Origin of the sequence: Oryzobacter terrae, assembly GCF_042756445.1 — a bacterium.
Taxonomy (GTDB): Bacteria; Actinomycetota; Actinomycetes; order Actinomycetales; family Dermatophilaceae; genus Oryzobacter; species Oryzobacter terrae.
Map to the genome: position 1 here is coordinate 21783 of NZ_CP170578.1, position 13201 is coordinate 34983.

The following is a 13201-nucleotide window of genomic DNA, read 5'->3' on the forward strand; positions in this document are numbered from 1 at the left end:
CGAGGATCGGGAGGGATCCTCGGCGTGTTGCCGTACTGAAGTGGAACTGGCGTGGAGGCCGGGCGTGGTGGGGGGTCGGGTCAGGCGGGGACGCTCGCCACGCCGTGAGGGAGCAGGCGGCGGCCGAGGACCCGCTCGGAGTGGCCCTCGCGGTCGAGGAGCGGGGTGAGCCCGCCGTTCCAGAACTGGAAGCCGGCGCCGGTGATCATCGCGAGGTCGATGTCCATCGGGGCCGCGACGACGCCCTCGGAGAGCATCAGCCCCACCTCCTCGGCGAGGACGCCGAGGATGCGCTCGCGTGCCTGCTCGACGGTCAGCTCGACCGGGTGCTCGGGCTTCTCGGCGAGCGCCTCGACCTCCGGGTCGGGGACGGAGCGGCCGTCCTCCATCCGGTAGTACCCGCGCTTGCCGGCCTCGACGAGCCGTCGCAGCGCGGGGGAGACGTGGAACCGGTCGCCGAACGCGCGGTGCAGGGTCTCGCTGTTGTGCAGCGCGATCGCGGGGCCGACGAGCCCGACGAGGACGAAGGGCGGCATCGGGGCGATGCCGGCGACGGCACGGTCGGCCGTGGCGACCGGCGTGCCCTCGTCGACGATGCGCGAGAACTCGCCCATGAAGCGACCGAGCAGCCGGTTGACGATGAACGACGCCGAGTCCTTGGAGCGGATCGCCGTCTTGCGCAGCGTCTTCGCCGTGGCGAAGGCCGTGGCGAGCGTGGCGTCGTCGGTGTGCTCCCCGGGGATGACCTCGACGAGCGGCATGACCGCCACGGGGTTGAAGAAGTGGAAGCCGACGACCCGCTCGGGGTGCGCGAGGCCGCTCGCCATCTCGGTGATCGACAGCGACGAGGTGTTCGTCATGAGGACGCACTCGGGCGACACGACGGCCTCGACCTCGGCGAAGACCCGCTGCTTGACGGCCATCTCCTCGAAGACCGCCTCGATGACGACGTCGGCGTCGGCGAAGCCGTCCTTGCTCGTCGAGCCGGTGACGGCTCGCTTGAGGAAGGACGCCTGGTCGGGCGAGACCCGGCGCTTGGCGAGCAGGCCGTCGACCTGCTCGTGCACCCACGCGACCCCTTGGGCGACGCGCTCCTCGTCGAGGTCGGTGAGGACGACAGGGACGCCGAGGCGCTGGACGAACAGGAGGGCCAGCTGGCTGGCCATGAGGCCGGCGCCGACGATGCCGACCTTGGTGACCGGGCGGGCCAGAGCCTTGTCCGGGGCGCCCGCGGGCCGCTTGGCCCGCTTCTGCACGAGGTCGAAGGCGTAGAGGCCCGCGCGCAGCTCGTCGGTCATGATGAGGTCGCCGAGGGCCTCGTCCTCCGCGGCGAAGGCCTCGTCGCGACCGGCCGTGCGGGCCGCGCGGACCAGCTCGACCGCCCGAAGCGCACCCGGGGCGCGCCCGGCGGTCTTGGCGAGGACGACCTTGCGGCCGGCGTCGCACGCCGCCTCCCAGGCGGACTCGTCGCGGTCGACCTCGGCGCGCTGCACCGTGACGGCGCCGCTGACGACGCCGGCGGCCCAGCGCAGCGAGTCCTCGAGGAAGTCGGCCGGCTCGAGCAGGACGTCGCCGATGCCGAGGCCGACGACCTCCTTGGCCTTGAGCATCCGGTTCTGCGACAGCGGGTTCTCGATGACGACCTTCATCGCGGTGGCCGGGCCGACGAGGTTCGGGAGCAACCAGCAGCCGCCCCAGCCGGGGAGCAGCCCGAGGAAGGTCTCGGGGAGCGCGAACGCGGGGACGCCCGCCGAGACCGTGCGGTAGTCGGCCGACAGCGCGAGCTCGACCCCGCCGCCCATCGCCGCGCCGTTGACGAACGCGAAGGTGGGGACGGGCAGGTCCATCAGCGTGGCGAAGGCGCGGTGGCCGGCGCGGGCGATCTCGAGGGCCTGCTCGCGGTGGGTGACGTACGGGACGCCCGAGAGGTCGGCGCCCACGGCGAAGATGAACGGCTTCCCCGTGACCGCGACGGCGACGATGTCCCCGGCCTCGGCGCGCGCCCTCAGGGTGTCGAGGGTGGCCTGGAGGCCGGCGATGCCCTCAGGTCCGAAGGTGTTGGGGCGGGTGTGGTCCTTGCCGTTGTCGAGGGTGACGAGCGCGAGGGTGCCGACGCCGCCGGGGAGGGCGACGTCCTGCACCGGGGTGCGGGTGACGACCTCGGCGGGCAGCTCGGGGGCGGTGGTCTCGGGGGTGGCGGTGGTCGTCATGGCTCAGGCCTCCGTGCCGTCGGTGCCGTAGTCGGCGTGGTGCGGGTTCTCCCAGATGACGGCGCCGCCCATGCCGATGCCGATGCACATCGCGGTCAGGCCGTAGCGGACCTCGGGGTGCTCCTCGAAGTGGCGGGCGAGCTGGGTCATGAGGCGCACGCCCGAGGACGCGAGCGGGTGGCCGGTCGCGATGGCGCCGCCCCACGGGTTGACGCGGGCGTCGTCATCGGCGATGCCGAAGTGGTCGAGGAAGGCGAGGACCTGGACGGCGAAGGCCTCGTTGAGCTCGAAGAGGCCGATGTCCTCGATGGTCAGGCCCGCCTTGGCCAGGGCCTTCTCGGTCGCGGGGACGGGGCCGATGCCCATGACCTCCGGCTCGACACCGACGAAGGCGAAGGAGGCCAGGCGCATCCGGACGGGGAGACCCAGCTCGGTGGCCGCCTGCTCGCTGGCGAGGATGCACGCCGTGGCGCCGTCGTTGAGCCCGGCGGCGTTGCCCGCGGTGACGTTGCCGTGGGGACGGAAGGGGGTCTTGAGGGCGCCGAGCTCCTCCATCGTCGTGCCGGGGCGCGGCGGCTCGTCGACGGTCGCGAGGCCCCAGCCCTTCTCGGCGTGGCGGGTCGCGACGGGGACGAGGTCGGGCTGGACCCTTCCGGCGTCGTAGGCCGCGGCGAGCTTGCGCTGGCTCTGGACCGCGAAGGCGTCGCAGCGCTCCTTGGTCAGCTCGGGGAAGCGGTCGTGGAGGTTCTCGGCGGTCTTGCCCATGACGAGGGCCGACTCGTCGACGAGGCGCTCGGCGACGATCCGCGGGTTGGGGTCGACGCCCTCGCCCATCGGGTGGCGGCCCATGTGCTCGACCCCGCCGGCGACGGCGATGTCGATGGCGCCCACGCCGATCGAGGAGGCGACGTTGGTCACGGCGGTCATCGCGCCGGCGCACATCCGGTCGACGGAGTAGCCGGGGGTGGACTTCGGGAGGCCGGAGAGGAGGGCGGCGAGGCGGCCGAGGGTCAGGCCCTGGTCGCCGATCTGGGTCGTCGCGGCGACGGCGACCTCCTCCACCCGCTCCTTGGGCAGGCCCGGGTTGCGCCGCATCAGCTCGCGGATGCACTTGATGACGAGGTCGTCGGCGCGGGTCTGGGCGTAGACGCCCTTCTCGCCGGCCTTGCCGAAGGGGGTGCGGACGCCGTCGACGAAGACGACCTCCTGGAGCGCGCGTGGCACGGGTGGGCCTCCCTGGTTGGGGTGCTGGGGTCGGCCCGGTGGCCCGGGCCCTGCGGCCGATGCTACTAAGCAAGCGCTTAGTCGTCGATGCCGCCCGGGGTGACGACCATCACCGCGGAGGCATCCGGTGTTCGGGGTGACCCCGAGCTCCGGAGCTTCACCCCGGATGTGCGCCCTTCACCCCGGTTGCTTCCTCGGGTGAAGCGCGCAATTTCGGGGTGACCCCGAATTTGGGCCGAGGGGCCGAGGGGCCGACGGGGCCGAGGCGCCGAGGGCGGGGGAGGGCGAGGCCGGGCCGGGAGGGGTCAGGCGTCGGGGAACTCGGTGAAGGCGGCGACGAGCATCGGCGCGAGCACCTCGGCCTGCCACGGGCGCACCCCCTGGTCGAGGAGCGCCCGGGTGAAGGCGGCCTCGTCGTGCTCGGACGGCGGCTGCCACACGACCCGGCGCAGCGGGTCGGGGGAGCAGACGTTCTCGACCGGGATGACGTGCTCCTCGGCGAACGCGGTGAGCGCCGCCCGGGTGGCCCCGAGCCGGTCGGCGGCGACGGGGTTCTTCTCGGCCCACACGCGCGGCGGTGGCGGCCCGTCGGAGGGCAGCGTGCGCGGCGGCAGGTCGTCCTCGGGGATCTCCTGCGCGCGGGCGACGGCGTCGACCCACTGGCGCCCGTACCGGGCGATGGCGCGGTGGCCGCGCGGCAGGTCGGCGGTGGTGCGCGGCGCGGCCTTGGCGATCTCGACGACGGCGGCGTCGGGGAGCACGCGCCCGACCGAGGTGTCGCGCTCGCGGGCGATGTCGTCGCGGACGTACCAGAGCTCGCGGACGATGGCGACGGCCCGCCGCGAGCGCAGGGTGTTGATGCCCGAGGTGCGCCGCCACGGGTCGACGCGCTCGGTCGGCGACCAGGTGAGCAGCGCCGCGAACTCCTGGCGGGCCCACTCGGACTTGCCCTGCTTGGCGAGGTCGACGCCCATGAGGTTGCGCAGCTCGTCGAGCACCTCGACGTCGAGGGCCGCGTACCGCAGCCACGGCTCGGGCAGCGGTCGGGTCGACCAGTCGACGGCGGAGTGCTCCTTGGCCAGTGACAGCCCGAGGTAGTGCTCGACGACCGCCGAGAGGCCGACGCGCGGCAGCCCGAGGATGCGGGCGCCGAGCTCGGTGTCGAACAGCTGGCGGGGGCGCAGGCCGACCTCGGCGAGGCAGGCGAGGTCCTGGGTGGCCGCGTGGAGCAGCCACTCGGCGGCACCGATCGCGTCGTCGAGCGGCGAGAGGTCGGGGCAGGCGATGGGGTCGATGAGCCAGGTGCCGGCACCCTCGCGGCGGACCTGCACGAGGTAGGCGCGCTGGCCGTAGCGGTACCCGGAGGCGCGCTCGGCGTCGATGGCGACCGGTCCCGACCCCGCGGCGATGGCGGCGGCGGCCCGGCTCAGCTCGCGCTCGTCCTCGACGACGTGCGGGACGCCGTCGGCGGGCTCCACGAGGAGCACGGGCTGCGGGCCCGTCGGCTCCTCGGGGGCGGTGGCGGTGGTGTCAGGGCTCATTCAGCGTCGGGGTCCGGGCAGGGCGACGACGCCCTCGGGAAGTGGTGGCAACCCGGCGATCGTACAGAGCAGGTCCGACCACGCGAGCAGGTGCTCGCCGACCTCGGGGCCGAGCGGGGTCCACGAGGCGCGGACCTCCATCTCGACGCTCGCGGGACGGTCGGCGAGTCCGGCGAAGCTCTGGGACACCACGCGGGTCACGGTGCCGGCCTCCGCGACGTACTCGACGCCACGGGTGGCGAGGGCGTCGGTGAGCCAGCTCCAGCCGACCTCGCCGAGCATCGGGTCGGTGGCGAGCTCGGGCTCGAGCTCGGCGCGGGCGAAGGTGACCGCGCGCCACTGACCGCCCCAGGGCTCGGGCGCCGAGGGGTCGTGGAGGAGGACGAACCGTCCCGACGCGAGGTCGGAGTCGGTGTCGCGGGGGTCGACGACGTCGGCGGTGAGCGCGACGGCGTACGGGGCGATGCGCTGCGGTGCCGGGACCTCGGTGAGGCGGATCTCGGGACGCAGGCGGGCGCGGTGGAGGTCCTCGAGCGCCCGAGCGAACTCGGGGGACTCGCGACCGGTCACGGTGCGGCTGGACACCCCAGCAATGTAGGCGGTGGCGGCGGTCCGGGCGCGGTGCCGCGCCGCGTGGCGCGCCCGCGCCCGTGCGGTGCTCGACGCCGGGCCGGGCGTCGGTCGGGAGCCCGAGCCCCGGGAGCGACCGGCCCGCGACGGACTGCGTCGTTACGCTGCGCCGGTGGTCAGCCTCCTCGCGCTCGCGTCCTCGCTCGTGTGGGGGACCTCCGACTTCTTCGCCGGGCTGGCCTCGCGCCGCCACCCCGCGGTCGTCGTCGTGGGCTGGACCCAGGGTCTGGCCCTGGTCGTCGTCTCGGCCATCGTCCTGTTCCGGTGGCAGCACTTCACCCTCGACACCTGGCCGCTGTGGTCCGTGGCGGCGGGGCTCGCGGGGATGACCGGCCTCGTCTGCTTCTACTCGGCCCTGTCGACGGGGACGATGGGCGTCGTCGCGCCGATCGCCTCCCTCGGGGTCGTCGTCCCGGTCGTCCTCGGCGTCGCGAGCGGCGACACGCCCTCGGCGTGGGCCTGGGTCGGGATGCTCGTCGCCGTCGTCGGGGTGACGCTGGCGAGCGGTCCGGAGCTGTCGGGGGAGGTGGGGGCCCGACCGGTGGTCCTCGCGTCGGTCGCGGCGGTCGGCTTCGGGCTCGCCCTGTTCTTCCTCGACCGCGGGGCCCGCGAGTCGGCGCTGCTCACCCTGTGGGGCATGCGGCTCACCTCGGTCACGGTGCTCGTCGTCGCGGCGCTCGTCGTGCGCAGCGTGGGCTCGGTGCGGCCGCGGGAGATCCCCGGCCTGCTCGCCATCGGCTGCGGCGACCTCGCCGCCAACTTCCTCTTCGGCATCGCGTCGTCCCGAGGGCAGGTGAGCGTCGCCTCGGTGCTCGGCTCGCTCTACCCCGTCGCGACGATCGTCCTGGCGCGCCTCGTCATCGGGGAGCGGCTGCGGCGGATCCAGCAGGTCGGGGTGCTGCTCGCCCTCGGCGGGGCCGCCGTCATCGCCCTCTGACGCCGTCCGTCGAGCGGTGCGGAGGACGCCGCCGCCGGATGGGAGGATGGGTCACCGTGACGACCCCCTCCGCCGCCGCTGCCCCCGCGACGACCTCGGCGACCGCGAGCGCCTCACCGGCCGACTCCGCGCTCGTGCGTGCCGCCCGGGGCCTCGACGTCCCGCACACCCCGGTGTGGTTCATGCGCCAGGCCGGCCGGTCGCTGCCGGAGTACCGTGCGGTCCGTGAGGGCGTCGGGATGCTCGAGTCGTGCCGCCGCCCCGACCTCGTCACCGAGATCACCCTCCAGCCCGTGCGCCGCCACGGCGTCGACGCCGCGATCTTCTTCAGCGACATCGTCGTCCCGCTCGCCGCGGTGGGCATCGACCTCGACATCGTCCCGGGGGTCGGGCCCGTCGTCGCCGACCCGGTCCGCACCCGCGCCGACCTCGACCGCCTGCGCGACCTCGCCCCCGAGGACGTCCCCGACATCGCCGAATCGGTGCGGCTCCTCGTCGCCGAGCTCGGTCCCACCCCGCTCATCGGCTTCGCGGGCGCGCCGTTCACCCTCGCGAGCTACCTCGTCGAGGGCGGGCCGTCGAAGAACCACGAGCACACCAAGGCGCTCATGCACGGCGACCCGCAGCTGTGGCACGACCTGTGCGCCCGGCTCGCCCGGATCTCCGGCGCGTTCCTGCGGGTGCAGGGCGAGAACGGCGCCTCGGCGCTCCAGCTCTTCGACTCGTGGGCGGGGTTCCTCAGCCGCGCCGACTACGTCCGCCACGTGCAGGAGCACTCGGCCGCGGCGCTCGCGATGGTCGCCGACCTCGACGTCCCGCGCATCCACTTCGGCGTGGGCACCGGTGAGCTGCTGACCCTCATGGGCGAGGCCGGGGCCGACGTCGTCGGCGTCGACTACCGCGTCTCCCTCACCGACGCCCTCGAGCGGACCGGTGGGCGCTGGCCGCTGCAGGGCAACCTCGACCCCGCGCTGCTCTTCGCGCCGTGGGAGGCGCTCGAGCGCCGCGTCCGCGAGATCGTCGAGGAGGGCCGTGCCGCCCCCGGGCACGTGTTCAACCTCGGCCACGGCGTCCTCCCCGACACCGACCCCGACGTCCTCACCCGCGTCGTCGAGCTCGTCCACGAGGTCTCGGCCCGCCAGGTCTCGGCCCGCTAGGCCTCGGGCCGACCCGCGGTGTCGGCCGCGAGGAGTCCGGCCAGTCAGGTCGAGGCGCGCCGCTCGTGGCGGGCCCGGGCGGCGCCGTGGGCCGCGGTGAGGAGGTCGCGCACGTCGCCCTCCGTCGCCGGCCCGGGGTCGACGACCGCGAGCCAGCCGTACGCCCCGTACACGGGGTGGGCGAGGACGACGTCGCGGGTGTGCGGAGCCGGTCCGCCCACCACCTCCTCCTTCGGAGGGTGGCCGGTGCGACGCTCGAACTCCTCCGTCCCGGCGTGGACGTTGACGCGGAACGAGCCCGGCGCGTCGAGTCCCGAGGACGGCTCTCCCGGGTAGTCCTTCGTCACCACGGTCGCGAACGGCTGGGCCGCCGGGATGCCGCCGTCGGGGGAGTAGTACGCGAAGACGTCGCCCCAGGCGACCTCCGGGGTGCCGTCGCCCGGGCCGGGGCGCTGCACCACGACCCCACCGAGGGTCTCCAGGTGCTCGATGACCGCGTCGACGTCCATGGCGACCAGCATCGCGGAGGCGGCGGCGCCGTGGATCCGTCCTCGGGGGGAGGTGGTGTCCGTCGGCCGACGGACGGGGCCCGACGGGCGGCTAGCGTTCCGGCATGACGACGCCACCGAGCATGCGCCCCGACGTCCTCACCGCGCGCGAGCGGGTCCTCCTCGAGGCGTTCGTCGACGAGCACCGCGAGAACCTGCGGGCGAGCCTCGACGGCCTCACCGAGGAGCAGGCCCGGCGCTCTCTCGTGCCCTCGCGCACGACCCTGCTCGGGCTCCTCAAGCACGCGACCTTCGTCGAGCAGGTGTGGTTCGACGAGGCCGTCACCCGTCGCTCGCGGGCGGAGATCGGGATCCCCGCGACGCCCGACGACTCCTTCGTCCTCGCCCACGACGACACCGTCGCGTCGGTGGTGGCCGCCCACGAGGCCGCCTGCACCGCCTCGCGTGCCGCCGTCGCCGACCTCGGGGCCGACGACCTCCTCCTCGGCAACCGCCGCGGCCCGCTGCCGCTGCGGTGGGTGCTGGCCCACGTGCTGCGCGAGCTGGCGCAGCACTGCGGCCACGCCGACATCCTCCGGGAGCAGGTGCTCCGCGACGACGCCGGCGTGACCTCACCAGGGCCGGAGCCGGGGGTCAGCCCGACGTCGTCGGGGCCATCGGCGGGGTGACCGTCGACGGGCGCGGGCCGCGGCGGCGCAGCCAGATCGCGAGCGGGCCGAGGAGGACGGCGAGGGCGACACCGAACGGCAGGACCGCCCCGAGGACGGTGAGCAGCACGGTGACCGACCCGGTGAAGGCGTCCCACCCGGCGACGAGCCCGGCGAGGAAGCCGGTGTCGGGCTCCTCCTCCTCGAGGACCTTCTCGTCGGTGCTGAGCCGCACCTCGACCGGGGCCGTCGCGACCTGGCCGTCCAGCGCGGCGAGCTGGGTCTGCATCGCCTCGAGGTCGGCCTGACGGCGGGACAGCTCGGCCTCGAGGCTGACGATGTCGGCGAGCCGGGTGGCCTTCGACATCAGGGCGCGGACCCGCTCGACGCTGGCCTCCATCGTCTCGACGCGGGAGGCCGTGTCGACGTACTGCGTCGTGACGTCGTCGGTGGAGGTGTTGCGGGAGTGGACCTTCCCGATCTTCGCGACGGCGTCGAGGGTGGCGTCGAGGCGGGTGGTCGGCACGGAGATCGTGATGGTGCTGAAGCCGCCGGTGGTCACGCCGTCGGGTTCGCTCGAGATCGACTCGGCCACGACCATGCCCTTCTCGGACGCGGCGACCGAGCGCACCTTGGCCGCGGCGACGTCGACGTCGTCGACGGTCAGGGCGATGGTGGCGCGGCGGGCGAGCTTCTGCGTCGTGGCGGCCAGGTCGACGGTGGTCGTCGTCCCGGTCCCCACCGCCGGGGCCTCCTTCGAGGCGTCGCCGGAGAACCCCCCGACCGCCGAGGCGTCGCCACCGGCGGGGACCCCCCGGTCGGGCGCGGCCTGCTCGGCGACCGAGCCGGACGCGGCGCCCGAGTCGCTGGACCCGGCGCTGCAGCCGGCGAGCGTCAGGCCCGCGACGAGGAGGAGGCCCGCGGCGGCGGTGGTGGGACGGCGGGCGGGACGGGCCAGCGTGGACATGGTGACTCCTTCGTCGTTCCGGGTGGCGTGCTGTGCCTCGGGCGCCCGAGGACGCCGGATGGTTCCCGGTCGCCGGTCTCGATGTGGTCACGGCGAGCGCCGGGGGTCGCGTCCGGTCGGGCGGGCCGGCCCTGAGAGACTGGGCGCATGCCGCTCCCGGCCGTCTCCACCGGCCCCCACGTCGCCGTCGTCGGGGGTGGCGTCGCCGGACTCGTCGCCGCGCTCGACGTCCTCGACGCCGTGCCGTCGGCCACCGTCACGGTGCTCGAGGGCAGCGACCGGGTCGGCGGCACGCTGCGCCGCGAGGACGTCGGCGGTCACGCCGTCGACGTCGGCGCCGAGTCCCTCCTCGCCGTGCGCCCCGAGGCGGTGGCTCTCGTCGAGCGGCTCGGGGCGGGGGACCTCCTCACCTCGCCGGACACCACGTCGGCCTCGATCTGGTCGCGCGGCGCCCTCCACCCCCTCCCGCGCGCGACCCTCATGGGCGTCCCCACTGACCCCGACGGCGCCCGCGGCGTCCTCACCGACGACGAGGTCGAGCGGGTCCGCGACGAACAGCCCTGGCCGACAGGGGTCCTCGAGGACGACGTGTCGGTCGGCGAGTACGTCGCAACGCGCCTCGGCGGTGCGGTCGTCGACCGGCTCGTGGAGCCGCTGCTCGGTGGCGTCTACGCCGGGCACGCGGCTCGGCTGTCGCTGCGGGCCACCATGCCCACCCTCTGGGATCGCGCCACGCGCGGCCAGAGCCTCCTGACGCCGGCGGGTGCGGCCACGGCGGCGCCGGGTCGCCCTCCCTTCGCCGGGCTCACCGGGGGAGTCGGGCGCCTCCCGGACCTCCTCGCCGCCGCGCTCGCCGGTCGAGGTGCGGTGCTGCGGACCCGGTCGGTCGTGCGCCTGCTCGAGAGGACGGCGGACGGGTGGCGCCTCGTCATCGGGTCGGCGGCCTCGCCCGACGTCCTCGTCGCCGACGCCGTCGTCCTCGCCGTCCCTCCCGCTCCGGCCGCACGGCTGCTCGCGGCCCACGCACCGGCGGCGGCGGAGGTCCTCGCCGACGTCGAGACCGCCTCGACCGCCGTCGTCACGCTCGCGGTCCCGCGCGCCGAGCTCGAGGACGTCGGGGGCTCCGGCTTCCTCGTCCCGCCGGTGGAGGGCCGTGCCATCAAGGCGGCGACCTTCAGCTTCCGCAAGTGGGGGTGGACCGGCGCCCTCGACCCCGACGTCGTCCACCTGCGCGCCTCGCTCGGCCGGGCCCGCGAGGAGGCCGTCCTCCAGCGCGAGGACGCCGACCTCGTCGCGCTCGCCGTCGCCGACGTCTGCGCCGCCCTCCGCCGCACCCCGTTCCGCGTCGTCGACGCCCACGTCCAGCGTTGGGGTGGCGGCCTGCCGCAGTACGCCGTGGGGCACGTCGACGCCGTCGCCACGGTCAAGGCCGACGTCGAGCGCGTCCCCGGCCTCGAGGTCGCCGGCGCCACCTACGACGGCGTCGGCGTCCCTGCCGTCATCGGCTCCGCCGCCCGAGCCGCGGCGGCGACCACCCAGTTCCTCAGCACCCTCGCACCCCGCCCAGGAGACCAGCCCGCATGACCGAGCCGACCCGACCCGCCCCCGCCAAGCCCGGCGCCGCCCGTATCCGGGAGGTCAACGACACGATCCGCTACGCCATGTGGTCGGTCTTCGCCGTCGCCGAGCCGCTCGCCGACGAGGACCGCGCCGCCCTCGCCACCGAGGTCGAGGAGCTGTTCACCGACCTCGCCGAGAAGGACGTCGTCGTCCGCGGCACCTACGACGTCGCGGGCCTGCGCGCCGACGCCGACGTCATGATCTGGTGGCACGCCGAGACCATCGAGGCGCTCCAGGAGGCGTACCACGCGTTCCTGCGCACCGCCTACGGCGACCGCCTCGACCCGGTGTGGTCGGTGGCGGCGCTGCACCGTCCGGCGGAGTTCAACAAGAGCCACATCCCGGCCTTCATGAACGGCGAGGACCCGCTCGACTACATCTGCGTCTACCCGTTCGTCCGCTCCTACGAGTGGTACCTCCTCGACGACAAGGAGCGCCGCGACCTCCTCGTCGAGCACGGGAGGATGGCGCGCGACTACCCCGACGTGCGGGCCAACACCATCGCCTCGTTCGCGCTCAACGACTACGAGTGGATCCTCGCGTTCGAGGCCGACGAGCTGCACCGCATCGTCGACCTCATGCGCGAGCTGAGGGCCTCCGGCGCGCGACGCCACGTGCGCGAGGAGGTGCCGTTCTACACCGGTCCGCGCGTGCCGATCCGCACCCTGGTGCACCGCCAGCGCTGACCCGGCCTCGCTAGCGTGGCGGGGTGTTCACCCGGCCCGAGGACCTCACCGACGCCGAGGTCGCCGCCGCCCTCATCTGGGGGTGGGACCTCGACGTCGAGGCGGTCGAGCACGCCCCCGTCGGCTTCGGCAGCCACCACTGGTGGGTGCGCACGGCCGACGGGCGCCGCTGGTTCGCCACCGCCGACGACCTGAGGACGCGCCGCCACCACCACGACGAGCCGCTCGACGCCCCGTTCGCCCGGCTGCGGGCGGCGCTCGCCACGGCGGCGTCCCTCGGTGACGCCGGGCTCGGCTGGGTCGTCCCCCCGGTCCGCGCCGACGACGGCTCGGTCCTCGTCCGGCTCCACGACTCGTTCGCCCTGGCGCTCCACCCGCGGGTCGAGGGGCACGCCTTCGGGTGGGGCCCCTACGAGGACGGCACCCACCGCACGGCCGTCGTCGACCGGCTCGTCGAGCTCCACCGCGTCACCGGCTGCCGCGACGACGTCCTCGAGGACGACCTCGCCGTCCCGCTCGCCGACGAGCTCCGCGCCCGCCTCGACGACCCCGGCCCGCGGTGGGTCGCCGGCCCCTTCGCCGAGGAGGCGTGGCACCTGGTCCGCGACCACGGGGCCGCGGTGCTGGATCTCCTCGACGCGCACAACGCCCTCGTCGGGGGCGCCGACCGGTCGCGCTTCGTCCTGACCCACGGCGAGCCGCACCGGGCCAACACGCTCGTGACGCGCGACCGCGGGGTCGTCCTCGTCGACTGGGACACCGTGCTCCTCGCGCCACCGGAACGGGACCTGTGGCGGATCGTGGGGGAGGACCCGGGGGCCGCCGAGCGGTACGCGTCCGGCACCGGAACCGTCCTCGACGCCGAGCTGCTCCGGGCCCACGCCCTGCGGTGGGACCTGGCCGACGTCGCGCTCGCCGTCCGCGACCTCCACGCGCCGCACGTCGACGACGAGGACTCTCGCACGACCTGGGCCGCCCTCCGGTCGGCGGTGACGTCGGCGCACCGTCCTCAACCAGAGGGTTGACAACGGGGGAGGCGGCGCCCTAGGTTCTGTTCAACCACCCGGTTGAAC

Annotated in this window: 12 protein-coding genes; 6 read left to right on the top strand and 6 right to left on the bottom strand. The window is 74.9% G+C overall.

The annotated features are described in order from the left end of the window. Positions 1 to 80: 80 nt before the first annotated feature. From ACFWN3_RS00095 to ACFWN3_RS00110, 4 genes are all read right to left on the bottom strand, one after another. The gene (locus tag ACFWN3_RS00095) at positions 81 to 2210 is read right to left on the bottom strand and encodes a 3-hydroxyacyl-CoA dehydrogenase NAD-binding domain-containing protein (protein WP_377642224.1); all 2130 of its coding nucleotides are present in this window, start codon (positions 2208 to 2210) and stop codon (positions 81 to 83) included. A 3-nt stretch (positions 2211 to 2213) separates the two neighbouring features. Then, positions 2214 to 3434 carry a thiolase family protein gene (locus tag ACFWN3_RS00100; RefSeq protein ID WP_377642226.1) on the bottom strand — a complete coding sequence of 407 codons (1221 nt, stop codon included), beginning with the start codon at positions 3432 to 3434 and terminating at the stop codon, positions 2214 to 2216. A gap of 305 nt (positions 3435 to 3739) precedes the next feature. Further along, positions 3740 to 4975, bottom strand: coding sequence for an HRDC domain-containing protein (locus ACFWN3_RS00105; RefSeq protein ID WP_377642228.1), 1236 nt, complete (start codon positions 4973 to 4975; stop codon positions 3740 to 3742). Next, on the bottom strand, positions 4976 to 5560 hold the full coding sequence (locus ACFWN3_RS00110; RefSeq protein ID WP_377642230.1) for a DUF3000 domain-containing protein: 585 nt from the start codon (positions 5558 to 5560) through the stop codon (positions 4976 to 4978). 157 nt (positions 5561 to 5717) lie between these two features. On the opposite strand from ACFWN3_RS00110, the gene ACFWN3_RS00115 reads away from it, so the two are divergent. Then, positions 5718 to 6542, top strand: a complete 825-nt coding sequence (locus ACFWN3_RS00115) for a DMT family transporter (protein WP_377642231.1) — start codon at positions 5718 to 5720, stop codon at positions 6540 to 6542. Positions 6543 to 6580: 38 nt separating this feature from the next. Continuing rightward, the gene (gene hemE / locus ACFWN3_RS00120) at positions 6581 to 7699 is read left to right on the top strand and encodes a uroporphyrinogen decarboxylase (protein ID WP_377642233.1); all 1119 of its coding nucleotides are present in this window, start codon (positions 6581 to 6583) and stop codon (positions 7697 to 7699) included. 44 nt (positions 7700 to 7743) lie between these two features. Here hemE and ACFWN3_RS00125 read toward each other — a convergent pair whose 3' ends face one another. Beyond that, positions 7744 to 8208, bottom strand: a complete 465-nt coding sequence (locus ACFWN3_RS00125; protein WP_377642235.1) for a DUF6194 family protein — start codon at positions 8206 to 8208, stop codon at positions 7744 to 7746. Between the two features lie 104 nt (positions 8209 to 8312). Here ACFWN3_RS00125 and ACFWN3_RS00130 point away from each other — a divergent pair, with 104 nt between their 5' ends. Then, the gene (locus ACFWN3_RS00130) at positions 8313 to 8876 is read left to right on the top strand and encodes a DinB family protein (RefSeq protein WP_377642237.1); all 564 of its coding nucleotides are present in this window, start codon (positions 8313 to 8315) and stop codon (positions 8874 to 8876) included. On the opposite strand, the gene ACFWN3_RS00135 is transcribed toward ACFWN3_RS00130, so the two are convergent. Further along, positions 8842 to 9822, bottom strand: coding sequence for a DUF4349 domain-containing protein (locus ACFWN3_RS00135; RefSeq protein WP_377642239.1), 981 nt, complete (start codon positions 9820 to 9822; stop codon positions 8842 to 8844). The genes ACFWN3_RS00130 and ACFWN3_RS00135 overlap by 35 nt on opposite strands. A gap of 147 nt (positions 9823 to 9969) precedes the next feature. Here ACFWN3_RS00135 and hemG point away from each other — a divergent pair, with 147 nt between their 5' ends. From hemG to ACFWN3_RS00150, 3 genes are read left to right on the top strand one after another with little or no spacing between them, the layout of a single operon-like run. Then, the gene (hemG, locus tag ACFWN3_RS00140; RefSeq protein ID WP_377642241.1) at positions 9970 to 11406 is read left to right on the top strand and encodes a protoporphyrinogen oxidase; all 1437 of its coding nucleotides are present in this window, start codon (positions 9970 to 9972) and stop codon (positions 11404 to 11406) included. Next, positions 11403 to 12128: a hydrogen peroxide-dependent heme synthase gene (gene hemQ / locus ACFWN3_RS00145; RefSeq protein WP_377642243.1), complete on the top strand. Its 726-nt coding sequence runs from the start codon at positions 11403 to 11405 to the stop codon at positions 12126 to 12128. The genes hemG and hemQ overlap by 4 nt, the downstream gene beginning before the upstream one ends. Positions 12129 to 12151: 23 nt before the next feature. Next, positions 12152 to 13153, top strand: a complete 1002-nt coding sequence (locus ACFWN3_RS00150; protein ID WP_377642244.1) for a hypothetical protein — start codon at positions 12152 to 12154, stop codon at positions 13151 to 13153. The last annotated feature ends 48 nt before the right edge of the window (positions 13154 to 13201 follow it).